Source organism: Microbulbifer maximicatervae (SeqCode) (genome assembly GCF_056231245.1).
This window is the reverse complement of the sequence record NZ_CP174334.1, coordinates 1231932-1254548: the sequence shown is the minus strand read 5'-3', so window position 1 is coordinate 1254548 and position 22617 is coordinate 1231932. Positions and strand designations below refer to the sequence as shown.

22 protein-coding genes are annotated in these 22617 nt (G+C 51.4%); 13 read left to right on the top strand and 9 right to left on the bottom strand.

Annotation, left to right across the window (positions count from 1 at the left end; genetic code table 11):
• Positions 1-2 precede the first annotated feature (2 nt).
• The 5 genes from dapC to dapE all read left to right on the top strand — a co-directional run bounded on the left by dapC (position 3) and on the right by dapE (position 4546).
• Positions 3-1175 carry a succinyldiaminopimelate transaminase gene (dapC, locus tag ACJJIS_RS05455; RefSeq protein ID WP_475709654.1) on the top strand — a complete coding sequence of 391 codons (1173 nt, stop codon included), beginning with the start codon at positions 3-5 and terminating at the stop codon, positions 1173-1175.
• Positions 1176-1249: 74 nt separating this feature from the next.
• Positions 1250-1918: an endonuclease III gene (gene nth, locus ACJJIS_RS05450; protein ID WP_413662821.1), complete on the top strand. Its 669-nt coding sequence runs from the start codon at positions 1250-1252 to the stop codon at positions 1916-1918.
• 2 nt (positions 1919-1920) lie between these two features.
• Positions 1921-2265 carry an ArsC family reductase gene (locus ACJJIS_RS05445; protein ID WP_475709653.1) on the top strand — a complete coding sequence of 115 codons (345 nt, stop codon included), beginning with the start codon at positions 1921-1923 and terminating at the stop codon, positions 2263-2265.
• Positions 2266-2286: 21 nt separating this feature from the next.
• Positions 2287-3318, top strand: a complete 1032-nt coding sequence (gene dapD / locus ACJJIS_RS05440) for a 2,3,4,5-tetrahydropyridine-2,6-dicarboxylate N-succinyltransferase (RefSeq protein ID WP_475709652.1) — start codon at positions 2287-2289, stop codon at positions 3316-3318.
• Between the two features lie 94 nt (positions 3319-3412).
• The gene (gene dapE / locus ACJJIS_RS05435) at positions 3413-4546 is read left to right on the top strand and encodes a succinyl-diaminopimelate desuccinylase (protein WP_475709651.1); all 1134 of its coding nucleotides are present in this window, start codon (positions 3413-3415) and stop codon (positions 4544-4546) included.
• A gap of 70 nt (positions 4547-4616) precedes the next feature.
• On the opposite strand, the gene ACJJIS_RS05430 is transcribed toward dapE, so the two are convergent.
• Positions 4617-4760 (bottom strand): hypothetical protein, encoded by a 144-nt coding sequence (locus ACJJIS_RS05430; RefSeq protein ID WP_413662825.1) that lies wholly within the window; start codon positions 4758-4760, stop codon positions 4617-4619.
• A gap of 157 nt (positions 4761-4917) precedes the next feature.
• Here ACJJIS_RS05430 and ACJJIS_RS05425 point away from each other — a divergent pair, with 157 nt between their 5' ends.
• The 5 genes from ACJJIS_RS05425 (at position 4918) to ACJJIS_RS05405 (ending at position 13378) form a co-directional block, all read left to right on the top strand.
• Positions 4918-5649 (top strand): cupin domain-containing protein, encoded by a 732-nt coding sequence (locus tag ACJJIS_RS05425; RefSeq protein WP_444896528.1) that lies wholly within the window; start codon positions 4918-4920, stop codon positions 5647-5649.
• Positions 5650-5671: 22 nt separating this feature from the next.
• Positions 5672-6538 (top strand): SDR family oxidoreductase, encoded by an 867-nt coding sequence (locus ACJJIS_RS05420; protein WP_444933836.1) that lies wholly within the window; start codon positions 5672-5674, stop codon positions 6536-6538.
• A gap of 461 nt (positions 6539-6999) precedes the next feature.
• Positions 7000-9075: a S9 family peptidase gene (locus ACJJIS_RS05415; protein ID WP_475709650.1), complete on the top strand. Its 2076-nt coding sequence runs from the start codon at positions 7000-7002 to the stop codon at positions 9073-9075.
• A 166-nt stretch (positions 9076-9241) separates the two neighbouring features.
• Positions 9242-11296 (top strand): S9 family peptidase, encoded by a 2055-nt coding sequence (locus ACJJIS_RS05410; RefSeq protein WP_475709649.1) that lies wholly within the window; start codon positions 9242-9244, stop codon positions 11294-11296.
• 126 nt (positions 11297-11422) lie between these two features.
• Complete coding sequence (locus ACJJIS_RS05405; protein WP_475709648.1) at positions 11423-13378, top strand: alpha/beta hydrolase family protein; 1956 nt, start codon at positions 11423-11425, stop codon at positions 13376-13378.
• An 80-nt stretch (positions 13379-13458) separates the two neighbouring features.
• Here the strand turns inward: ACJJIS_RS05405 and ACJJIS_RS05400 are convergent, their stop codons facing one another.
• The 4 genes from ACJJIS_RS05400 to ACJJIS_RS05385 form a co-directional block, all read right to left on the bottom strand.
• A complete protein-coding gene (locus tag ACJJIS_RS05400; RefSeq protein ID WP_444914382.1) occupies positions 13459-13920 on the bottom strand; it encodes a Spy/CpxP family protein refolding chaperone in 462 nt (153 codons plus the stop codon).
• Positions 13921-14186: 266 nt separating this feature from the next.
• Positions 14187-14555, bottom strand: coding sequence for a hypothetical protein (locus tag ACJJIS_RS05395; protein WP_444925558.1), 369 nt, complete (start codon positions 14553-14555; stop codon positions 14187-14189).
• 6 nt (positions 14556-14561) lie between these two features.
• Entirely contained in the window at positions 14562-15104 is a 543-nt protein-coding gene (locus tag ACJJIS_RS05390) for a flavodoxin (RefSeq protein WP_475709647.1), read from the bottom strand.
• Positions 15105-15325: 221 nt separating this feature from the next.
• Positions 15326-15790, bottom strand: a complete 465-nt coding sequence (locus ACJJIS_RS05385) for a Spy/CpxP family protein refolding chaperone (RefSeq protein ID WP_475709646.1) — start codon at positions 15788-15790, stop codon at positions 15326-15328.
• 168 nt (positions 15791-15958) lie between these two features.
• Here ACJJIS_RS05385 and ACJJIS_RS05380 point away from each other — a divergent pair, with 168 nt between their 5' ends.
• The 3 genes from ACJJIS_RS05380 (at position 15959) to ACJJIS_RS05370 (ending at position 18816) form a co-directional block, all read left to right on the top strand.
• On the top strand, positions 15959-16663 hold the full coding sequence (locus ACJJIS_RS05380) for a response regulator (RefSeq protein WP_444914384.1): 705 nt from the start codon (positions 15959-15961) through the stop codon (positions 16661-16663).
• A 10-nt stretch (positions 16664-16673) separates the two neighbouring features.
• The gene (locus tag ACJJIS_RS05375; protein ID WP_475709645.1) at positions 16674-18050 is read left to right on the top strand and encodes an ATP-binding protein; all 1377 of its coding nucleotides are present in this window, start codon (positions 16674-16676) and stop codon (positions 18048-18050) included.
• 88 nt (positions 18051-18138) lie between these two features.
• On the top strand, positions 18139-18816 hold the full coding sequence (locus tag ACJJIS_RS05370) for an SRPBCC family protein (protein WP_413662837.1): 678 nt from the start codon (positions 18139-18141) through the stop codon (positions 18814-18816).
• Between the two features lie 67 nt (positions 18817-18883).
• Here ACJJIS_RS05370 and rluB read toward each other — a convergent pair whose 3' ends face one another.
• The 4 genes from rluB to ACJJIS_RS05350 are packed head-to-tail and all read right to left on the bottom strand — an operon-like array spanning position 18884 to position 22584.
• The gene (gene rluB / locus ACJJIS_RS05365; RefSeq protein ID WP_444907630.1) at positions 18884-19750 is read right to left on the bottom strand and encodes a 23S rRNA pseudouridine(2605) synthase RluB; all 867 of its coding nucleotides are present in this window, start codon (positions 19748-19750) and stop codon (positions 18884-18886) included.
• Complete coding sequence (gene scpB, locus ACJJIS_RS05360) at positions 19747-20874, bottom strand: SMC-Scp complex subunit ScpB (protein ID WP_475709644.1); 1128 nt, start codon at positions 20872-20874, stop codon at positions 19747-19749. Before scpB ends, rluB begins: the two co-directional genes overlap by 4 nt.
• Positions 20875-20884: 10 nt before the next feature.
• The gene (locus tag ACJJIS_RS05355) at positions 20885-21907 is read right to left on the bottom strand and encodes a segregation and condensation protein A (RefSeq protein WP_413662840.1); all 1023 of its coding nucleotides are present in this window, start codon (positions 21905-21907) and stop codon (positions 20885-20887) included.
• A 53-nt stretch (positions 21908-21960) separates the two neighbouring features.
• The gene (locus tag ACJJIS_RS05350; protein ID WP_282933701.1) at positions 21961-22584 is read right to left on the bottom strand and encodes an L-threonylcarbamoyladenylate synthase; all 624 of its coding nucleotides are present in this window, start codon (positions 22582-22584) and stop codon (positions 21961-21963) included.
• Between the last annotated feature and the right edge of the window lie 33 nt (positions 22585-22617).

The following is a 22617-nucleotide window of genomic DNA, read 5'->3' as shown; positions in this document are numbered from 1 at the left end:
CCATGAACCCAAATCTGGAACAGCTGCAGCCCTATCCATTTACCAAGCTGCAAGCCCTGAAAGAGGGCCTCCAAGCGGCGGACAAACCGCATATTGCACTATCCATCGGTGAGCCCAAGCATGCGCCACCGGAGTTTGTCAGTGCAGAGCTTGTTCGACACCTGGACAAGCTTGCCGCCTACCCACTGACCAAGGGAATAGAGCCCCTGCGGCAGGCGATCGCCAATTGGCTGAGCCAGCGTTTTCAGCTATCCAATGTGAGCACAGATAGCCAGGTGCTGCCGGTCAACGGGACCCGGGAAGCACTTTTTGCATTCGCCCAGGCGACCGTTTCCGCAGGCAGCAAAGTCCTGATGCCCAATCCCTTCTACCAGATCTATGAGGGCGCGGCCCTTCTCGCCGGGGCGCAGCCGCACTTTATTAACTGTGTAGCAGAAAACCAATTCAAACCAGATTTCACCTCGGTGCCGGAATCGGTTTGGCAGCAATGCGAATTGCTTTACCTCTGCTCTCCCGGCAACCCCACCGGCGCTCTTCTCGAAGCTGAAGATTTTAAACAGCTGATAGAGAAGGCAGACCGCTACGATTTCACCATCGCCTCCGATGAATGTTATTCGGAGCTGTATTTTGACGAGTCATCACCGCCGGTAGGATTATTACAGGCCTGCGAGGAAATGGGGCGAACAGACTTTCGCCGCTGTGTAGTATTCCACAGCCTATCAAAGCGCTCGAACTTACCCGGGCTTCGCTCGGGCTTCGTCGCCGGTGATGCCGATCTGCTGCAAAAGTTTTTGCTCTATCGAACTTACCACGGCTGCGCCATGCCGCTGCCCAATCAATATGCTTCGATCGCAGCCTGGCAGGATGAGGAACACGTCCGCCAGAATCGCGCGCTTTACAGTGAAAAGTTTTCTTCAGTTCTCGAAATTCTCGACGGCTGCCTAGAGGTACAACAGCCACAGGCAAGCTTTTACCTATGGCCCAAGGTCGGGGATGGTGAGCGTTTTGCCAAGGAACTCTACGAGGCGCGAAATATCACGGTACTTCCCGGTGCATTTCTCGCCCGCGATAGCATCGGCTTGAACCCCGGTCGCGAGTATGTGCGTCTGGCACTGGTAGCGACACTGCAAGAGTGCATCGACGCAGCGCACCGTATAAAGGCATTTTGCAGGTAAGGCCAACTCACTTTTCAAGAACAACTGACAACTCGAGCACATACAGGAACTCCACGCCCAGGCATATCTTAACAATGGCAGTAAAAAATCTACTCAAGCAAGAGCGCGTTACTTATATTTTGCAGCGCCTGGAGGAACTCTACCCGGAAACTCCCGTTCCTCTCGATCACAAAGACTCCTATACCCTGTTGGTTGCGGTACTCCTATCCGCGCAATGCACCGATGAGCGTGTCAACCAGATAACCCCTGCGCTCTGGCAGCTGGCAGACAACCCCAGGGATATGGCGCAGGTCCCAGTAGAGGAGATCCAGAAAGTCATTCGCCCCTGTGGCCTCTCACCGCAAAAATCCAAAGCCATCAGCAAGCTCTCGCAGATCCTGATCAACGAATACCACGGCGAAGTGCCCGAGAATATGGCCGCACTGGAGACCCTGCCCGGGGTCGGACACAAGACGGCGAGCGTGGTTATGTCACAGGCTTTTGGGCACCCGGCGTTTCCCGTCGATACTCACATTCACAGATTGGCCCAGCGCTGGGGCCTGACGAATGGCAAAAATGTCACCCAGACGGAAAAAGACCTGAAGCGGCTGTTCCCAAGAGACAAGTGGAATAAATTGCACCTGCAGATTATTTTCTACGGTCGCGAGTTCTGCTCTGCGCGAGGCTGCGACGGCACCGTCTGTGAAATCTGCACAACCTGCTACCCCAACCGTAAAAACCCCAAGAAAACCAAAAAGGCGTAACCGTGATTACTCTGTACGGCATTAAAAACTGTGACACCGTAAAAAAAGCCCGCAAATGGCTGGAGAAAAATGGAGTCGATTATCGCTTTCACGATTTTCGCGTAGACGGCATGGAAGATGTTCCCCTACAAGCATGGCTGGATAAATTTGGCTGGCAGGAGGTCCTGAATCGCCGCTCAACGAGCTGGCGTGAACTGAGCGATGAACAGAAAAACAAAATGGACAATGCACTCGCCTTAGATCTGGCCAGTGCGACCCCTACCTTAATCAAACGCCCGGTCACCACCACCTCAAAGGAAACCCTTTTCGGTTTTAAAGAGGCGACCTTCGAACAACTGCAAAGCTAGTCGAATTAGGAGATAACCACCATGAGCAATATTTACAGCATCGGTTTTGGTGTCGGCACTTGTAACAGCAAGGGCGACTGGCTCGAAGTTTACTACCCCAAACCCCTGTTTAAACCCAGCGCAGAAATCGCTAACGCAGTTACTGAAACTCTGGGCGTGGCAGAGGGAAATCACAGCCTGCCTCTGGACTCCACCCAGCTACAGAAATTAGCCGATGCTCTCCACAGTGCAGGCGCCGCTGACCAGGCGGAAATCCTGCAGCAATTCGCCAATTCCCAAAGACCACTCGCAGTAGTTATTTTGGCTACTGACGAAGCCCCGCAGTCAGTGCCCGAGGCCTACCTAAAGCTACATCTTCTCTCCCACCGTCTGGTAAAACCCCACGAGACCAAACTCAATGGTATTTTTGGCAAGCTGGTTAATGTCGCTTGGACCAACCAGGGGGCCATCGATCTCGAGGAATTACCGCAGCGACAACTGGATGCAAGACTCAAAGGCGAGTACCTGGATGTCTCCTGCGTTGATAAATTCCCCAAAATGACCAACTACGTAGTACCGGCTGGGGTTCGTATCGCACACACCGCTCGAGTGCGCCTGGGCGCATACCTTGGGGAAGGCACCACAATCATGCACGAGGGCTTTGTTAACTTTAATGCTGGCACCGAAGGGCCCGGCATGATTGAAGGCCGTATTTCCGCCGGGGTATTTGTCGGCGCAGGTTCCGATCTCGGTGGCAGCAGCTCCACCATGGGCACGCTTTCCGGCGGCGGAAATATCGTTATCTCGGTAGGCGATAACTGCCTGCTCGGCGCTAATGCCGGCATCGGCATTCCCCTTGGCGACCGCTGCACTGTCGAGGCAGGGCTCTACATTACCGCTGGAACCAAAATCGCCCTGCTGGATGACAGCGGCAAGCTGGTAGAGCACATCAAGGCCAGAGATCTGGCCGGAAAATCCGATTTACTATTCCGCCGCAACTCCACTAATGGTGCAGTGGAATGTCTCACCAACAAGAGTGCTATCGAGCTCAATGAAGCTCTACACAGCAATTAAAATTGCACGGTGCGGAACTTCAGTTCTGCACCGATGCACCCCACCCCTCTAGCCGCTTCTTTGCGGCCCATCTCCCTATACAAGGAAAGCCCAAGTGACTCCCACCCTCCAACTCGCTTTCGACCTGATTTGCCGCCGCTCTGTCACCCCCGAAGATGCGGGGTGTATGGACCTTATGATCCAGCGCCTGGAAAAAATAGGATTCCAGGTAACAAAATTGCGCAGAGGTGACACCGATAATTTTTGGGCAGTACGCGATGGCTCTAGTGAAGGCTCCCTACTCGCCTTTGCCGGGCACACCGATGTCGTACCCACAGGCCCAGAAGAAAACTGGAGCTCCCCCCCGTTCGAACCTGAAATTCGTGACGGTTTTCTATATGGCCGCGGTGCGGCGGACATGAAGGGTTCCCTGGCAGCCATGGTGGTTGCCTGTGAGGAGTTCGTTGCGGCACACCCAGACCACAGTGGTCGCATAGCATTTCTGATCACCAGCGACGAGGAGGGCCCCGCAATAAACGGCACCGTTAAGGTTGTCGAGTGGCTAGAGGAACAGGGAGAAAAGATTGACTGCTGTATCGTCGGCGAGCCATCCAGTAGTGAACGGGTTGGCGATATCATCAAAAATGGGCGCAGGGGCTCACTCGGCCTGGAACTAAAAGTTCTCGGCACCCAAGGCCATGTAGCCTACCCTCACTTAGCCGAGAATCCGATTCATACCCTGGCCCCTGCTCTCGCTGAACTCGCTGCCGAAGAGTGGGACCAGGGGAACAAATTCTTCCCCGCAACCAGCTTCCAGGTTTCCAATATCAATGGCGGCACCGGCGCAACCAATGTTATTCCCGGCGAAGTGGATTTACTCTGCAACTGGCGTTTTTCCACTGAATTAACCGCCGAAGACCTTGAGACTCGGGCCCGCGCAATCCTGGATAAGCATAACCTCAAGTACGAGGCGAATTTTAAATTATCCGGATTGCCTTTTCTCACTGCCGCAGGCCCACTGGTTCAGGCAACTCAGCAGGCAATTCTCACCATCACTGGGGAAAAAACGGAGCTATCGACCGCCGGTGGCACTTCCGATGGCCGCTTTATTGCCCCTACCGGAGCCCAGGTCGTAGAACTGGGACCAGTAAATGCCACTATCCATAAAGTGGACGAAAGGGTTGAGGCCGACCACTTGGATATCCTTAAAGATATTTATCGGGAAGTCTTAAAAGAGTTACTCACTTAAATTAATCCGACTCAACCTAGAGGCTCATAAGGGCGAAAGCTCAAAGTATTCTTTTGAGAGGCCCCGGCTTTCATGGCTGGGGCAGTAAAACTCCAGTAGGTTTATCTTGCCAAAAACTGGCTACCTCTTGAATATTACTATTCAGCGTATTTGCCAACTCTGCCAATACAACATCCCATTGCTCCAGACCGTGCAGGGTGGCTCGGGCCGACACAATTTATCGAGAGCAACATCTATCGCCAAGTTGGATTAGACTACTAAATGAGTTGCGGCAGAGATACTTAGTGAATCGCGCCGACGACCACCAACCGCTCACTGATTCTCGAGTCGCGCGGCTCCTGCCACCAACTCGAGCCCTCGAGAAAGACGCCATGAAAAGCGTAATCAAGTTGGACCCGCACAACCCAAGTGGCGAAGGCCTTGAGTCCTGGGCTGTCATCCCTCCCTCTTTTCTTACCGGCCCGACACCTATCCAGCGAGGGTATAAAGCCTTTGAGCGCAACGGCCTCTGCACTGGGACCTGGGATTGCTCTGGCGGAAGCAGCACAGGGCTCAATCCCTATCCACTCTTTGAGTTCATGCTTCTGATCGAGGGCCACGTCGGCATTATCGACGAAACAGGACACAAAGAAGTTATCTCTGCTGGAGAGCCGTTTTTCCTCCCGCAAGGCCTTAATTGCGCATGGGACATGCCGGTATACTACCGCAAGTACTTTATCAATTTATTCAATGATGAGTATCCTGCAGAGACTGATCCGTCTAAGCTGAGAGTCGTGCGCCCGCTTCCAAACATTTCAGAAGACGACTGCAAAGAGACCAGTCTCAGCACTCTAGAGCCACACCAAGCCCGGCATCTGGCATACGAGTCTGGTGATGGCAGGATCCAGGTCGGCACATTAATATCCGGCCCTTGTCGTTGCGATATCACAGATTTCAGTCGGAGCGAGCTGATATGTATGCTGGAGGGGTCGGTACGGGTCACAACGTCAAACGGCGAGGAGGCCTTCCACGCCGGCGACAGCTTCTTCGCACCATTGAATGCCCCGGTAGGGTGGCACGCCGACAAACCTTTTCGCGCATTCTTTTGCGCAGTCTGGCCCTGAGCATCATCAATGGATCACATCGATGACTGTCCTCATCTTTGGCGGCTCAGGAAACGTCGGCCGGGCCCTCATTCCGATCTTATATGCGAGTGGAGCAAAGATCCGGGTCGCCACACGATCGACTGCCTATGCCGCAAGTCTCCCCGATGATATTGATACAGTCATTGCCGATATGGACGATCCTTCCACCCTGAGGTCCGCATTTAAGGGAGTTGAGAGTGTCTTTCTTCTCATCGCAAATAGTCCCAAGGAGACTCATCAAGGCCTCTCCACACTGGCGATCGCCGCTGAATCACCCCCCAGGCACATCGTTTATCTATCGAGCGATCTTGCAGTTCGCGCACCGATGATTCCCCATGCGGGTGGAAAATTCGCCATTGAAACAGCGCTGCGAGCAAGTGGGATCGCGCACACGATACTACGGCCCACCTACTTCGCTCAGAATGATCTTGTTCAGAAGGATGTGATCACTGCAGGAGCTTATGCAACGCCGTTGGGGGCCCACCCGGTTGCACGCATCGATACCCGTGATGTTGCGCTCGCAGCAGCGTCAGCACTCTTAGACATAAGGGCGAAGAACGAAGTATTTCTTTTGTCGAGTTTGGATGCCCCTAACGGCAATGAAACCGCTGCACTCTGGTCCATAGCACTTGGTCGCGCCGTCATCTACCCTGACCTAACGCCGGAAGACTTTGCCAACAGCATCGAAACCATGGTGCCTCCATGGCTGAATTTCGATCTTCTGATCATGCATCGCTGGTTCAAAACAAACGGCCATCCAGTCAATCAGGAAGATCTCGAGGCTCAGGCCGCACTTTTACCACAGGGTCCGCGAAGCTATCGAAGTTTCGTAGAGGAAACGGCCAACACATGGCAGAGTGAAACCTAAAGCCACCAAGTACCGTAGCTCACCTCCTTTTCAATACAGCCGCTATTATCGTAGTGGTAGGTCACCCCTTGTTCCGTTAGCCCAATACACACCCAGGTCCCATTAGAACCGTGCCCACCAGAATTGTGGTTACCGAATTAGAACCCGAAAACTACTATTCACACAGTGTGACGAAATGGTTGGGATCGACCAGTTTGATACTCTCAAAGATATTTATCGGAAAGTATTAACATAGCTACTATTTCGATTAATCTGGCTTATTTTACAGGCTCAAAAAAGACGAAAGCACCAAGTTTAATTTTGATCTGCCCCGGCTTTCCTTTTGAGAAAGTAAAACTCCAAAAGGTTTATCCGCCAAATAAACTGACTATCCCTTCAATACTACACTTCAGCGTATTTATCCCCTCTGTTGACACCCCTTCGGTATGCTGTATCTAACAATAAAAAGGAGCTCACGGGCCATGGATAGGTTTATAAAGTTTATTGCTGCGGCAGTTATTGCAAGCCCGGCATTTTCCACCCACGCAAATACAAATGAACATTCACCCAATTTTAGCTACGAGGATATTTTCGACCTGGAGTACGCCAGCGACCCACAGTTTGGCACTAACGATAAAAATATTTATTACGTGCGCAACTCCCTGAACAAAATGGCAGATACCACAAGGGCAAACCTCTGGTATATCAGCGATGATGGCAAAGATCATCGCCCCCTAACCTCGGGAGATTTTCACGATCACTCGCCACATCTATCTCCAGATGGAAAAACCATTGCCTTTATCAGCGACAGGAGTGGAAAGCCCCAGATACATTTGTTGTGGCTAGACAATGGTAAAAGTGAGCAAATTTCCCATCTACCCAAAGCCCCATCAAATATCCAGTGGTCCCACGATGGTCAGCATATAGCCTTCACCATGTTCGTGCCCGAGAACAAACCGCTGCCAGTGGAGCTTCCCACACCACCAGAAGGGGGCGAGTGGGAGGAAACACCTAAGTTTATCGACAAGAGCTTGTATCGCATTGAGGGCCAGGGATACTTAGAGCAGGGTAATTCACAGGTTTTCATGATTTCCCGTGAAGGAGGCACTCCCCGTCAGCTCACCAGTGGGGACTACGAGCACAACAGCCAGCTCAGCTGGGGCAAAAATAATAAGGCCATTTACTTTTCAGCAAATCGCCACCCAAATCATGAAATTGAACTGCTGGATTCAGAAATTTACAAGGTAAATATCAACGATGGAAATATTGAGCAAGTAACCGAGAGATTTGGCCCCGATTTTCAACCTCAAATCTCACCCGACGGAAGAAAGCTGGCATATTTAGGCTATGAAGATCAGCGGTTTTCCTACCACCAAAACACTTTGCGAGTGATCGACCTCGCTAGTGGAAAAAACCAGCTAATAAAAACTGCCAGCGATCGTAGCGTTTCCGATTTTCAGTGGCTCGCTGACAGTAAGCGTATTGCTTACAGCTATGACGATCATGGCTCAACCAAAATTGCCATTAAGAAAATTGGCGGAAAGGAAACCTTGATAGCGGATGACGCTGGTGGACTGACACTAGGCGCGCCCTATAGTTTTTCAGATTTTGCTGTCTCCAAACTTGGAAACGTAGTTTATACCCGAACCACACCTCAAATTCCCGCAGAACTTGCAATTTCTCGTGGCGGTAAGATAAAAATTCTCACGGCGATCAACAGTGATTTGATACCTCTACGCAATATGGCCCATGTGGAAGAGATCAACTATAAATCCAGCTTCGATGGTCGCAATATCCAGGGCTGGATCGCCTACCCCCCAAATTTCGACCCCCAAAATAAATACCCCCTGTTACTTGAGATTCACGGTGGCCCACTATCTAACTACGGCCCGCGCTTTTCTGCCGAAATGCAACTATTTGCCGCCGCAGGCTATGTCGTGCTCTACACTAACCCTCGTGGCTCTACCAGCTACGGCAATGAGTTTGCCAACCTGATCCATCACAACTTCCCTAGCCAGGATTACGATGACCTAATGGCAGGTGTCGATGCAGTTATCGCCCAAGGCTATATCGATGAGGATCAATTATTTGTCACAGGTGGGAGTGCCGGCGGCACACTGACGGCCTGGATTATTGGTAAAACTGAACGATTCAGGGCTGCGGTAGTTGTCGCACCGGTAATCAATTGGGAGAGCTTTGTTCTAACCGCCGATTACTCCAAAATATTTACTCGCTACTGGTTTTCCGGGATGCCTTGGGAGGCCCCCGGGGAGTATCGACGCCGCTCTCCACTCACATATATTGGCAATGTCACTACACCGACCATGCTATTGACTGGAGAAAACGATTATCGCACCCCGATATCTGAGACCGAGCAGTTTTACCAAGCACTAAAGTTAAATGATGTAGAGGCAGCTATGGTGCGCCTTCCAAACACATCCCATAACTTTTCCGATAGACCCAGCAAGAGAATCTCTAAAGTAGCTTCGACCCTCTACTGGTTTGATCAACACAAACCCGATAGAGAAAATGAAAGCGAGGATTTGGCAACCAACTAATTCAAAATTTTACAGGTATATTCGGCCAAATAACGGAGTAGCAGGTCAGCCACCCTGTTGCTCCATCACGGATTATCCCGTCGAGCACACCAGTCAACGGATCACTCCCTTTGTCCCCCCTTCCTCAGGTATCCTCTAGGAAACAAGAAGGAGGAGCCTAAAGATCATGAACCGGCTAATAAAAATTGTCGCAGCGATGTTTATCGCCAGCCCTGCGCTCGCTGATAACCAACTACCCAATTTTAGTTACGAGGATGTATTTAACCTCGAATACGCGAGTAGCCCTCAGTTCAGCAGTGACGGGAAAAGTATTTATTACGTCCGCAACTCAATGAACAAAATGAAAGACGGCAAGCGCGCGAACCTTTGGCGTATCGGTACCGATGGCAAAGATCACCGCCCTCTGACCTCTGGAGACTACTCCGATTACTCCCCACAGCTATCTCCAGACGGGAAGACCATCGCTTTTATCAGCACCCGCAGTGGCAGCCCGCAGATCCACCTGCTGTGGTTAGATAATGGCCAGAATCTGCAGATTACTCACCTGCCAAAATCCCCCTCCAATATCCAGTGGTCACGGGATGGTAAGCAAATAGCTTTCACTATGTTCGTACCGGAAAGCAAACCTCTGCCAGTACAGCTCCCCAGTGCCCCGGAAGGCGCAGAGTGGGCTAAGCCACCACAGTTTATCGACAGCAGTATTTATCGTTCAGATGGCATGGGCTATTTAAAGCAGGGGCATGTACAGGTTTTTGTGATCCCTCGAGAGGGCGGTACCCCTCGCCAGCTTACCGAAGGCGAGTACGATCATCACAGCAGTCTCGCCTGGAGTAAAAATAACGATGCAATTTACTTCTCAGCCAATCGTCATCCCGATCACGAAATCGAGCTGATGAACTCGGAAATTTACAAGGTGAGCCTACAAAACGGCAGTATCGAGCAAATTACCGAACGTTATGGTCCCGACCATCACCCGCAGATGTCTCCAGATGGTACGAAGCTGGCCTATTTAGGCTTTGAGGATCAAAAGCTCGGATACCAACAACATACTCTGCGCGTCCTGGATCTCAATAGCGGGAAGTCCCGTAAAATAAAAACTGCCAAGGATCGCAGCATCTCCAACTTCCACTGGCTGGGCGATAGCAAGCGAATTGCCTATAGCTACGACGATCACGGCTCCACCAAAATTGCCATCAAGAAAATTGGTTCCAGCGAAACCCTAATGGCCAGCGACGCTGGAGGCCTTTCGCTGGGACGCCCATACTCCGGTGCCAATTTTGCAGTCTCCAAACGCGGGGACATCGCCTACACACAAACAACCCCTCAAAATCCCGCCGAACTGGCTCTAGCGCGCAACGGCAAAACCCAGGCACTCACCGAGCTCAATGGCGACCTGATGCCACTGCGCGAGATGGCAAATATTGAGGAGATCAACTACAAATCGAGCTTTGATGGCCGAGATGTTCAGGGCTGGGTCGCTTACCCACCCAATTTCGATCCCGAGAAGAAATATCCCCTTCTATTGGAAATTCACGGTGGCCCCTTCTCTAATTACGGCCCCAGATTTGCCGCCGAAGTCCAGTTATTTGCCGCTGCTGGGTACGTTGTTCTGTACACTAACCCCCGCGGCTCCACCAGCTACGGCCATGAATTTGCCAACTTAATTCACCATAACTACCCGAGCCAGGATTACGACGACCTGATCTCTGGCGTCGACGCTGTAATTTCTCAAGGTTATATTGATGAAGAGCAGTTATTTGTTACTGGTGGCAGCGGCGGAGGCACGTTGACAGCCTGGATCATTGGTAAAACTGACCGTTTTAGGGCCGCTGTTGTCGCCAAGCCTGTCATCAACTGGGAAAGCTTTGTCTTAACTGCCGATTATTCCAGATTCTTTACCAGCTATTGGTTCTCAGGGATGCCCTGGGAGAAACCTGAGGAATACCGGCGTCGCTCACCGCTCACCTATGTCGGAAACGTTACCACTCCCACTATGCTCTTAACCGGGGAAGAGGACTACCGCACACCGATGTCGGAAACAGAGCAGTTTTATCAAGCACTAAAACTTAATGACGTTGATGCTGCCATGGTTCGCATTCCGGGGGCATCCCACAGTATCGCTGCCAGGCCAAGCCAGCTAGTGGCAAAAGTTGCATCGATTTTATATTGGTTTGATAAACATAATCCCAACCAAGAAAGCGAAGACCTTGTAGCAAGATAAATAACCATTCAATTTGTTATATTTTGACACTTTATTTTCAGTGGGCTCTTTGAGCCCACTGAGTAATCTTGTTACTAGTGTCATTTGTACCGCATAATCTCTTAAACAACAGACATGGACGAGATCATGCGCAAACTAATATTTCTACTATTTCTCTGGCCCACCTTAGTCCTCTCTAGTCAAATTCCCTTAAATGACTTAATACGTCATGCTGATATAGAAGAAGTTAAAATCTCACCAACAGGTACACATATAGCAATACGAAAACTCCACGAAGGTGAGAGAGTGCTTATTTTCATGTCTTTGGAAACAAGGAAAGTTACAGGTCTTTTACGTTTTCGCGGTGAGGAAGAGGTAGGAGATTTTTTCTGGGCCAACCATGAGCGGGTTGTTGCTGAGATAGTGTCCAGACAAACCTCACTGGAAACTCCTGTCACTTATGGTTCGCTTTATGCAGTCAATTACGACAATACGAAAGCCAAAAATATTTTTGGTCACTCAAGTGGTGAAATGCAAACTGGCACTCGCTTTAAAAAAGCTAAAGCCACATATGCACACGCTGACTTGGTAGATCCTCTAATCCATAAAGATAAAAAGATACTGATATCCACACGCCCATGGGCTCAAAACCAAGAAGCTATTGGAGAGATTTTAGAGCTAGATATCTACAGTGGTATCAAGAAAAAAGTAGCTCGACTTCCAGAGGTTGACGGGGTTGTTCACACAGATAATGCAGGTAATATAGTATTTGCCACTGGCACACATGAAGAAGGTTATCAGCAGCTTTATCAAATGACTGATAATGGTTGGAAGTTAGTAGACCAACCTGTATTAAAAAATGGCACCCCTGTTGGTTCAGACTCAACAACCAATGAGTTCTACCTATCGATATATCACAGTGACAACACTGAACAACTTATTAAATTAGATACCAAGTCAATGGAATTCAAGTCTGTATTCCAGCATGAAATTTCAGATATCGAAGGCATCATTTATAACCCCAAAGATTTAAGACCACTTGGAGTGTATCTCCACCCAGACTACCCTGAGGAATATTTCTTTGATGATGGCGATGGATTTTCTGCATATTTCCGCGGCCTAAAAAAGGCCTTTGATGGATACAACCTTCTATTTACAAGCTTTACAACTGACGGTTCCTTAGGGGTATTAAGAGTATATGGCGACAGGCTTCCTGGAGATTATTTCTTAGTTAATACTAAAACCAAAAAAGTTGACTTCCTAATTTCCTCATCAGAGTGGCTAGACCCACAAGCACTCAATCCAATGGTTGCAGATTCATTTATAACTGACGACAAGCTTCGCATTGGCACCTACTTAACATTCCCCAAGAAGAGAAAAGAAAGACTGCCAATGGTCGTAATTCCTCACGGCGGGCCGCACTCTCGTGATTATTGGAATTACAACCAAACCGCTCAAATATTGTCTATGAACGGTTACTTGGTTCTGCAAATGAATTTTCGAGGCTCAACGGGATACGGTGGAGGGTTCTATACCGCTGGAGAGAAGGAATGGGGCAATAAGATTCAACAGGATATTGCCGATTCAGTAATGTGGGCGATAGAAAAAGGTTACGCTGATCCTGAGCGTATATGTATCTATGGTGCAAGCTTCGGTGGCTACTCGGCACTTATGAATCCAATTCGCCACCCCAGTCTCTACAAGTGTGCGGCAGGTTATGTTGGTATATATAACTTAGAAATGATGTATACAAAAGGGGATATCAAGCAGAGGGATCGCGGAATTGCTTACTTAAACCGAGAACTCAGCAGGGATAAAAATTTCCTCAATGAAAACTCCCCCCTTTACAGCTTGGAAAAGCTTAATTTGCCGATATTTTTGATTCATGGTGAAGAAGACCAAAGGGCTCCCTTTGAACACGCAAAAGCCATGGTGAAAGAGTTCAAAAAAATGAACAAGCCTGTTAAAACTTTATTTGTGAAAAGAGAAGGCCACGGGTTCTACACAGAAGAAAATAATATGAAACTCTATACAGAACTTCTTGAGTTTTTAGACGAGCATATAGGTGTTGGAGCGGCCGAAAAACAGCCCAGCAGAGGGTAGAGTATTAAACTGATAATGTAGCCCCAATCAACCAGGGGCTACATGTTCTCTATTTCGCGATCACCTAAAAAGACTCTCACTCAACCATGATCGCGATACGCCTTCCACTTCTTCATATGACGATCCTTTTTTTCAGCCTTCAGGGTTTCCAGCTTGGCGAGCTGCTCATCTGTTAATACAGACTCAAATTGAGTACGCATCTGGTTGCGGCTCTGCATTTTAGCGACTTCCAGTTTGCCAATCTCCGCCCCCAGGCTTGCCAGTGTCTGCTGATCGGCACCGGAACGTATTGCTTCACGCAACTCTTCATACGCTTTGTGCATTTCTTCGCGCTTAGCTATTTTTCCTTCACGGTTGGACTCGCGAAGCTCCTTCAGTTGATCCTTTTGAGCTTCCGTCAGGTCCAGCTCTTTAGCAATTTTTTCTGGTCCATGGCCGCGACCTTCCATACGTCCTTTACCATCACATGCCATACCAACGGCTGGTACTGCTACAACGCCAGCCAAAGCCAAACTACCTACTACAGTTTTCCAGTTTTTCATCGTTCAACCCTCTCGTTTGCATTCAGTAAGTACATAGTAAGTGGGCGCCGTGTAAACGGGGGATAACTGTGGTAAACCTTTGTTAAGAACTCACAACAAGCGCTTTTTATAATAAATACAGCTTACAAAATGCACCAACTGTAAAAAAATTTTCAAACTAATTGCTGTGAAGGGAAATAAAAGAGAGGGATAGAATTTAAGTTAGAAATTTAATCCGGAAGTTATACAGGCCTGACTAGTATAACTTCCACAACATCAAAATCTTTTTAATGGAGAGCGGCTGAGGAGGGATTTTGTTTCGTATCCACATCTTCCAGTGAGTGAGTCAGAACAAAGTAATAAACAACCTGTTCGCGCCCCTGGACTTCTGCTACCAGGTCAAAGTTGTACTCTCCCCGCTCCCCGGGAGAAATACGCACAGCGGCTATATGTTCAGGCTCAATAAACAGCTCGGCGACGGGTCGTTTACCGCGCATTACCTGAACCAACTTGGTACGGGCATCTTCAGCGGTGAAGCGCCAGTGGTAGTCATCATCATCGTATACTACCGAATCACTACTTCCGGCCCTGACGATGCAATTTGTATGCTCTGCCAGCCAGGGCCAAAACTCGCTGAACAACAGGGAGTTTTTCATAACGAATCAGTCATCCAGCTCAAGAACATCACTGTCAAGCGCAAGCTCTTCAGCTATTTGCTGACACCAGCGATTCAGCCGCTCTGTGGTCAGCTCTTCCTGCTGGTCTTCATCAATAGCCAGACCGACAAACTTTGCTCCACTTTCGACTTCAGCTTTTGAGGCTTCATACTCATAGCCTTCAGTGGACCAGTGACCGACTATAGTGGCTCCTTTTTCCACAATAACATCGTGGAGCATGCCCATCGCATCCAGGAAATAGTCGCCGTACCCAAACTGGTCTCCCAGGCCAAATAAAGCGACGGTCTTTCCACTAAAATCGATTTCCTGCACATCCTCCCAGAACTCTTCCCAGTCAGATTGAATCTGACCAAAGTCCCATGTAGGGATTCCAAAGATAAGGTACTGATAATTAGCAATATCCAACTGGGTGACATCGGCAATATCAAACAGGTCTACATTGTCTTCGCCAAGGCGGGCGCGGATGCGCAAAGCTACAGACTCGGTATTACCCTCATCACTGCCATAGAACAAGCCGATTTTATTCACAGTCAACCCTCTCCGCCCAGTCCGGGCCGCTACATACTAAATTACAAGGCGGCGTATTCTCCCAGCAATAACCGGGCTCAGCAAGTTACCTATCTGATCAGGTTTCGGCAGGTATAAAGAAAAATGCCCCCGGGGCAGCGGGGGCTAAGGGTTATGAACCTGCTGGGCCTTGGGGAAGGGTGCACCCAGCGGATCGCACAAGGAGTCTTTGGTTGGGGGGCCTAGGACTCAGTATCCTGGCTTGCAGAGCTTTCATCGCGCCGTTTCATTTGGCGCGCTTTGCGCTCACTCTTAAGCTGCTCCAGCTTGGCCTTCTGCTCATCAGTCAGAATGGCCTTGAACTGTTCTTTCATCGTATCGTGATTCTGCATCTGCTGAACCTTTAGTTTGCCAAGCTCCTCACCCAGCTGGTCCAGTGTCGTCTGGTCAGCACCAGATTCGATCGCTTCATTGATTTGCTGGCGCAGTTCAATCATTTGCTCACGTTGCGCCATTCGCGCTTCACGAGTACTCTCACGATTGGCCTTCAGCTGTGCTTGCTGGCCTTCGGTCAACTCAAGCTGGCGGACCATATATTCAAATCCGCGCCCCTGACCGCTTTCACCACCGCCGAAAGCCATCGCTGCTGGAGCAACCAGGACACCTACCAAGGCCAAGCTTCCTATCGCTTGTTTCCAGTGTTTCATTCCTTCGTCCTCATGTTCGCGTTCAGTGACTTCATAGTAAGCGCAGCTTATGTAAACGGGGGAAAACGCCGGTAAACATTTGTTAAGAACGGTAAAAAGCTCCATCGCCGGCGGTAACCAGCGCCAGCGCTTTGCATATAATGGCCACACAGAAACTGAGAGAACGCCATGAGCCGCATCCTTTTAATCGACGATGACACCGAACTCACCGACTTACTAAGGGAGTACCTTACCGGAGAGGGTTTTCAAGTAACTGCTGCCAATGATGGTGGCCGGGGATTAGAGCTTGCTCAGAGCGAGAGCTTTGACGCTCTGGTTCTGGACGTCATGCTGCCCGTTCACAATGGCTTTGAAGTACTGCGCAAACTCAGGGAGGAGGCATCAGCAGCAAGCCGCTCCCTGCCGGTTTTGATGCTTACTGCAAAAGGAGACACTGTGGATCGTATCGTCGGCCTTGAAATGGGTGCCGACGACTACCTGCCCAAACCCTGCAATCCCAGGGAGTTGGCGGCCCGACTGCGCGCAGTGCTCCGCCGCGGCCGAGTCGAAACTGAAGAGAGCGACGACAGTCTTAGCAGTGGCCAGATTCGACTACTGCCTGCAGAGCATCAGGGTTATTGGAACGATCAGGCTTTGGCTCTGACCGGCGCAGAGTTCGCCGTGCTCAAAGTACTGGTTCAGCATGCCGGTGAAGTGGTTGGCAAAGAGGTTCTCACTGAAAGTGCCCTTGGCCGTAAGCTGATGCCCTACGACCGCTCCATCGATGTCCATGTCAGCAACATTCGCAAAAAGCTCGCGGATAAAGGTGCCAGCCGCGACCTGATTATCAACATCCGAGGCGCCGGATACATGCTCACCCAGAGCAAGCAGTAGGTTTTCCACGATGCGCAGTCTCTTCTGGAAAATGTTCTTTGGGGCCTGGATCACCGCCATGGTGATGGTTGTAGCCGCCATTTACATTACCCACTTCGGTGAATTCGGCGATCCCCGACAAGAGGAACGCTGGGAGGGCCCCGCCCTTTTTCGCGAGGTCATGCGAAATATGCGAATCGCCCGCCGTCACGGTCCCGAACAATTCCAGCACTGGCTCGAGAAAGCCCCCAAAAAAGTCAAACGGCGGGTTTATGCGGTTGATCAACAAGGCAACGACATCCTCGGTCGCGAAGTGCCATCAAATATGGGCTCGTTGATCGACAGTCTTGATTACCGCAATCGCGAAGCTCACAAACTGGTAAATAACAAGCCCACTGTAGGCTTCTTCCTGCCGCTGCGCACCGGAGACCCCTTGCGTATCGTCGTCGTTGCTGGGGATAGCAAGGAAGGCCTATTGCTGCGCTTCCTGTGGCGCAACTTTTGGCCGATGTTACTGCTTTCCATGATCGCCTCAGGCCTAGCCTGCTACTGGCTGGCCCGCTACCTGAGCCGCCCTCTTGAACAGTTGCGCGCCGCCACCAAGCGCGTGGCTGCCGGCGAACTGGACTACCGCGTGGCTCCATCCCTGAAGTCTCGGAATGATGAACTGACTGACCTGGCCCTGGACTTCGATTCTATGACTGCCCAGCTTCAGGAGTCGATGTCCGAGCAGCGCCGCCTGATCAAGGATGTCTCTCACGAACTGCGCTCGCCATTAGCGCGCCTGCAAGTGGCACTGGCCATCGCCCGCCAAAAGCAAATTAACGGGCTCGATACAGAACTGGATAAAATCGGCAAGGCAGCGGACTACCTGGAAGATATTATTGCCGACGTGCTATCACTTCCTATTAGCAGCCAGGAGCAGCGCCCCCTGGATGACGTAGTGGAAGTAAATGCCCTGATAAGCGCCCTGGCGGAAGACCTCCACAGCGAAGCTGCTGACAAAGACCTATCCTTTGAAATTCGCTCCGAAGGGGAAGAGCTCCTTGTCGCAACCCGGGGCAGCTCCCTGACCGCTGCCCTGGAGAACATCCTGCGCAACGCAATCAAGTACAGTCCCGAGCACGGCCGGGTCAAGGTGTCGATTAAAGAATCCTCAGAATCCTGCACTATCTCAGTCATTGACTCAGGTTCCGGCGTGGCAGATGAGGAATTGGAGGCTATTTTCCGCCCATTCTATCGCACAGATAGTGCACGCACCCGGGAAAGTGGTGGCTTTGGACTGGGACTCGCTATCGCCCAGCGCACCATCCTGCATCACCAGGGAAGCATCAGCGCCAAAAACAGCCGGGATGCGGGCCTGTGTGTTGAGATTAAGCTCCCCCTGCTACATATTGCCGACGATTAAGCATCGCAGCAGCTAATATAAGCATCTCTACCGCCAGAGTTTTCTGGCGGTTGCTTCCTTGCACCCGCAAATAGCAAAGGAACCCGCTATGCGCTGGATTATTTATATTCTTATTGCCTTGGTAATTCTCGTGCTCGCGGGATATTTATTCCCACGCGAAGTCACTGTTCATCGCAGCGTATTTATCAACAAACCGCCACAAGTGGTTTTCCCCTACGTTAATAATTTCCACAAATTCAACGAGTGGTCCCCATGGCGCCATATCGACCCCTCGGTACTCTATGAGTACAGCGGTCCCCTGGAAGGCGTCGGCGCCAAAATGAGTTGGCGCGGCGAAAACTCCAAAGCCGGAAGCGGTAGTCAAACTATCTTCGCCAGCAAGCGAGATTCTGTAGTCGCCACCAAGCTGGATTTTGGTGATGGCAGCCAGGCCACGGCAGAATTCCAGCTGGAACCAAAGGATGGCGGCACCCTTCTTACCTGGAACTTCCACAGCGATACCGGCGGTGGTCCCAGAGAACGCTGGATGGGCTTGGCAGTGAAAAAAATGGTGGGAGAGTCTTATGAACAAGGGTTGGAAAAACTTAAAAACCTGGTTGAAACAGCACCGGAAAATAGCACCTCCGACGGAACCTCCACCGATTCAGTTTCAGATATTCCATCCGATGTAGATGATGCAATGGGTGATGGCCCTCAGGGTGTCCCCAGTGAACTGCGAGACCAGAATGAAGAGGAAGCAGGAGAAACACCGGAAAACCAGCAGTAACACTCAGCAATTAAGAGTAGCGATTACTGAAATACAAAAAAGCCCGCAATTTGCGGGCTTTTTCTGTTTAAACCGACTTCGGTCGATTGCGTCGCGCGGCTGGCGCCGGTGACTTGCGCAACTTCCTGCGCTGGCGCTCCAGGTTTTGTTTCTCACCCTGGGTCAATGGGCGCTGGCCCAGTTTCGGCATTCCCGCCGTTACGCAGAGGTCATCGATCTCGCGGGGCTCCATCTCAATCCACTGCCCGACGCGCACATGGGAGGGAATAAAGACGCTGCCGTAGCGCACACGCTTCAAGCGGCTAACTCTAACTCCCTGGGACTCCCACAGACGACGCACCTCGCGGTTGCGGCCCTCCATCACTACGCAGTAGAACCAGCGGTTTTTACCTTCACCACCACTCTCTACGATGTCGGTAAAGCGCGCCGACCCATCATCCAACAACACGCCCTTGAGCAGGCGCCGCCTCATTTCCTCATCCACATCACCCTGGATTCGAACCAAGTATTCGCGGTCGATTACCGAGGAGGGATGCATTAATTTATTGGCCAGCTCTCCGCTATTGGTAAACAGCAATAAACCACTGGTGTTGAAATCCAGACGCCCAACAGAAATCCAGCGGCCGGTTTTCAGTCTCGGCAGGCGATCGTAGACCGTCGGGCGGCCCTCCGGGTCGTGGCGGGAGCATATTTCCCCAACCGGTTTGTTGTAGAGTATTACCCGGCAGCGATTCTGCTCTGCCGAAGGCAGCCGGCTACCATCAAACTCGATATGATCCGCGTCGGTTACACGCTCGCCGAGCTCCGCCACTTTTCCATTTACGGTTACGCGGCCCGCATCAATTGCGCGCTCCATTTCACGGCGCGAACCGAGGCCGGTGCGCGCTAATACTTTCTGTAATTTCTCGCCTGCTGGCGGGGTACCATCACTCATGGGGTGGTGCTTTCCACTTGTACTACTTCTTTGGAATCTTCATCGACATCAGCATTTGCCTCCACCGACTTCTCGGCGACCTCTTCAGCTGTGTCGTCTTCGGCAAACATACTGCTGGGTGGTAACGTTGCCGTTAGAGAGTCCTCGCTCTCTTCTTCTGCTTGCAGCGATTCAGCGCTGCTTTCCTCATCACTGTGAAGTTCACTCTCTTCACTTAGATCAACATCTATATCCAACTCCAAATCATCTTCAGAGTCTTCCTGCGCCATCTCCCACTGAATCTCTGCTGCCGCAGTTTCCACTGGGTCTTCCTCTGCATCCGTCTCGGCGGGCGCTACTTCGGCGTCTACTCCGGGCTCGGACTCGGACTCGGCGCCTGATGCTTCAGCAGCAACTTCCTCAGCCAAAGCCTCTACCAAGGCATCGTCTATATCTTCATATTCGGCCGCAGGGGCTTCAGTAGAGGGCTCTGCCTCGGAGCCTTGCTCTGACTCAGAGTCTTCCGAAGCACTACTGCCCACCTCGGACTCCCCCTCCTCGGGAACCGGCTCTGGAGGCAAACCTTCCTGCTCCAGAATCTGGTTCAGGCTCTCAATATCGCGGATCTCCGCCAGAGTCGGCAAATCATCCAGGGTGCTCAAATTAAAATAATCGAGAAACTCCCGGGTTGTTGCGTAGAGAGACGGCTTACCGGGCACGTCCCGCTGTCCCACAACTTTAATCCAACCGCGCTCCAGCAGGGTTTTAACAATATGCGAACTCACCGCAACGCCGCGGATATCCTCGATATCACCACGGGTTACCGGCTGTCGATAAGCGATAATGGCGAGGGTCTCCAAGGTTGCACGGGAATACCGTTGCGCCTTTTCCTCCCACAGCCGATTCACCCATGGAGCCAGGTCTTCCGGCACTTGAAAACGCCAACCACTCGCAACTTTCTTCAGTTCAAACCCTCGGTCAGCACAACTCTGGGCGATTTCTTCAAGCACATCTCTCAGGGTAGTCTTGGAGGGTTGCTCTTCCTCGTCCAGCAAAGACAACAGTTTTTCTTCACTGAGAGGCTGGCCCGCGGCCAACAGGGCGCCTTCGACGATTTTGCGCAGTAATTCGGGGGCGATTGTCATCTTCTATTTTCTAACTCGAATACATTTCCGATGCTTTATCCAAGGCCTCTACAGCGTCCTCTGGATCTTCAACCTCTTCGAGAATCTGGTCCTCAGGCTCGCTGTCAGCACCGTCTTCGCTTTCACTGCTGTGGGTCGCAGCGCGAGCGCGCACGTGGATCGGGCCAAAAGCTTCATTCTGCACCAGCTCCACCAGTGACTCTTTTACCAGCTCCATCACTGCCAGGAAGGTCACTACGACACCGAGGCGACCCTCCTCAACGGTAAACAGGCTTACAAAGGGCACAAACTGGCCGTGGCGGATCTTATCCAGCACCTGGGTCATACGCTCGCGGGTGGACAACTTCTCCCGCTCAACCTGGTGGCTCTCAAACATATCCGCACGCCGCAGCACATCAGCCAGGGCGACCAGGACTTCTTTCAAGTCAATTTCAGGGTCGGGGCGTGTGATGCTGCGATCGGGAGCCTCTGCGTTGGCCTGATGAACATCCCGGCCAACACGAGGGATTTCATCGAGATCCTCTGCCGCAGTTTTGAAACGCTCATACTCCTGCAAACGGCGAATCAGAGCCGCGCGGGGGTCCTCGCCCTCTTCCTCCTCCGCTTCCGGCGGTCGCGGCAACAGCATCCGCGATTTTATTTCCGCCAACATAGCGGCCATGACCAGATACTCGGCGGCCAAGTCAAAGCGAATTGCCGTCATCATCTCCACATACGCCATATATTGATGGGTGATGTCGGAGACGTTGATCTCGAGAATATCCAGGTTTTGGCGGCGAATCAGGTATAGCAGGAGATCCAGAGGCCCCTCGAAAGCCTCCAGAACAACTTCCAAAGCATCTGGTGGAATAAAGAGATCCTGCGGGAGGTCGTTAAAGATTTCGCCCTGCACCAAGGCCAGGGGGGAATCCTCATCCGAGTCCTGGCCCTGCGATTCCGCATCGCCAGCCTGGGCAGGAGCTTCATCATCGCTCGCCGCAACCTCGGCCAGCACTTGCTCCTCGACCTCTGCTAGTAACTCATCACTGGACACCCTGCCCCACCCTCAATCGTGCAAACGCGCGATTATACACGGCGCCGCAGCTTTCAGCCGAGTATTTCGTCAGTTGCCCCACATCCCTGACGAATCAGTTGGGGCTCATCACCCGTCAGGTCGATCACGGTGGTGGGCTCCAACCCGCAGAAACCGCCATCGATAACCAATTCCACCTGGTGCTCCAGGGTATCGCGGATATCGTAAGGTTCGGTTAGGGGCTGTTCTTCGCCGGGCATAATCAGGCTACAGCTCATCAACGGCTCGCCCAATTCTTCAATCAGGGCCAGGGCGATGGGATTATCCGGCACGCGAATACCGATGGTCTTGCGCTTCGGATGAATTAACCTGCGCGGCACTTCGGCGGTCGCCGGCATAATAAAGGTATAGGAACCCGGCGTATGATTCTTTAACAGCCTAAACATCTGGTTGTCGACCTTGGCATAGGTCGCCAGCTCCGATAGGTCTCGGCACATCAATGTGAAGTTGTGCTGCTTGTCCAGCTGGCGCACTCCTCGAATGCGCTCAACCGCCAGCTTCTCTCCCAGTCGACAGCCTATGGCGTAAGCTGAATCGGTGGGAAAAACAATAACGCCCCCTTGGGCGACGATCTCTGCTGCCTGAGTGATCAGGCGGCCTTGAGGATTATCCGGATGAATCTGAAAAAACTGCGCCACAAAGCCCCCCAAAAGCCTTACCGATTGAAAATA

What these genes read in the sequence shown, in the direction of transcription:
- dapC (WP_475709654.1), top strand. Translation starts at nt 3, where the DNA reads ATGAACCCAAATCTGGAACAGCTGCAGCCCTATCCATTTACCAAGCTG.
- nth (WP_413662821.1), top strand. Translation starts at nt 1,250, where the DNA reads ATGGCAGTAAAAAATCTACTCAAGCAAGAGCGCGTTACTTATATTTTG.
- dapD (WP_475709652.1), top strand. Translation starts at nt 2,287, where the DNA reads ATGAGCAATATTTACAGCATCGGTTTTGGTGTCGGCACTTGTAACAGC.
- ACJJIS_RS05425 (WP_444896528.1), top strand. Translation starts at nt 4,918, where the DNA reads ATGAAAAGCGTAATCAAGTTGGACCCGCACAACCCAAGTGGCGAAGGC.
- ACJJIS_RS05420 (WP_444933836.1), top strand. Translation starts at nt 5,672, where the DNA reads ATGACTGTCCTCATCTTTGGCGGCTCAGGAAACGTCGGCCGGGCCCTC.
- ACJJIS_RS05415 (WP_475709650.1), top strand. Translation starts at nt 7,000, where the DNA reads ATGGATAGGTTTATAAAGTTTATTGCTGCGGCAGTTATTGCAAGCCCG.
- ACJJIS_RS05410 (WP_475709649.1), top strand. Translation starts at nt 9,242, where the DNA reads ATGAACCGGCTAATAAAAATTGTCGCAGCGATGTTTATCGCCAGCCCT.
- ACJJIS_RS05405 (WP_475709648.1), top strand. Translation starts at nt 11,423, where the DNA reads ATGCGCAAACTAATATTTCTACTATTTCTCTGGCCCACCTTAGTCCTC.
- ACJJIS_RS05400 (WP_444914382.1), bottom strand. Translation starts at nt 13,920, where the DNA reads ATGAAAAACTGGAAAACTGTAGTAGGTAGTTTGGCTTTGGCTGGCGTT.
- ACJJIS_RS05395 (WP_444925558.1), bottom strand. Translation starts at nt 14,555, where the DNA reads ATGAAAAACTCCCTGTTGTTCAGCGAGTTTTGGCCCTGGCTGGCAGAG.
- ACJJIS_RS05385 (WP_475709646.1), bottom strand. Translation starts at nt 15,790, where the DNA reads ATGAAACACTGGAAACAAGCGATAGGAAGCTTGGCCTTGGTAGGTGTC.
- ACJJIS_RS05380 (WP_444914384.1), top strand. Translation starts at nt 15,959, where the DNA reads ATGAGCCGCATCCTTTTAATCGACGATGACACCGAACTCACCGACTTA.
- ACJJIS_RS05375 (WP_475709645.1), top strand. Translation starts at nt 16,674, where the DNA reads ATGCGCAGTCTCTTCTGGAAAATGTTCTTTGGGGCCTGGATCACCGCC.
- ACJJIS_RS05370 (WP_413662837.1), top strand. Translation starts at nt 18,139, where the DNA reads ATGCGCTGGATTATTTATATTCTTATTGCCTTGGTAATTCTCGTGCTC.
- rluB (WP_444907630.1), bottom strand. Translation starts at nt 19,750, where the DNA reads ATGAGTGATGGTACCCCGCCAGCAGGCGAGAAATTACAGAAAGTATTA.
- scpB (WP_475709644.1), bottom strand. Translation starts at nt 20,874, where the DNA reads ATGACAATCGCCCCCGAATTACTGCGCAAAATCGTCGAAGGCGCCCTG.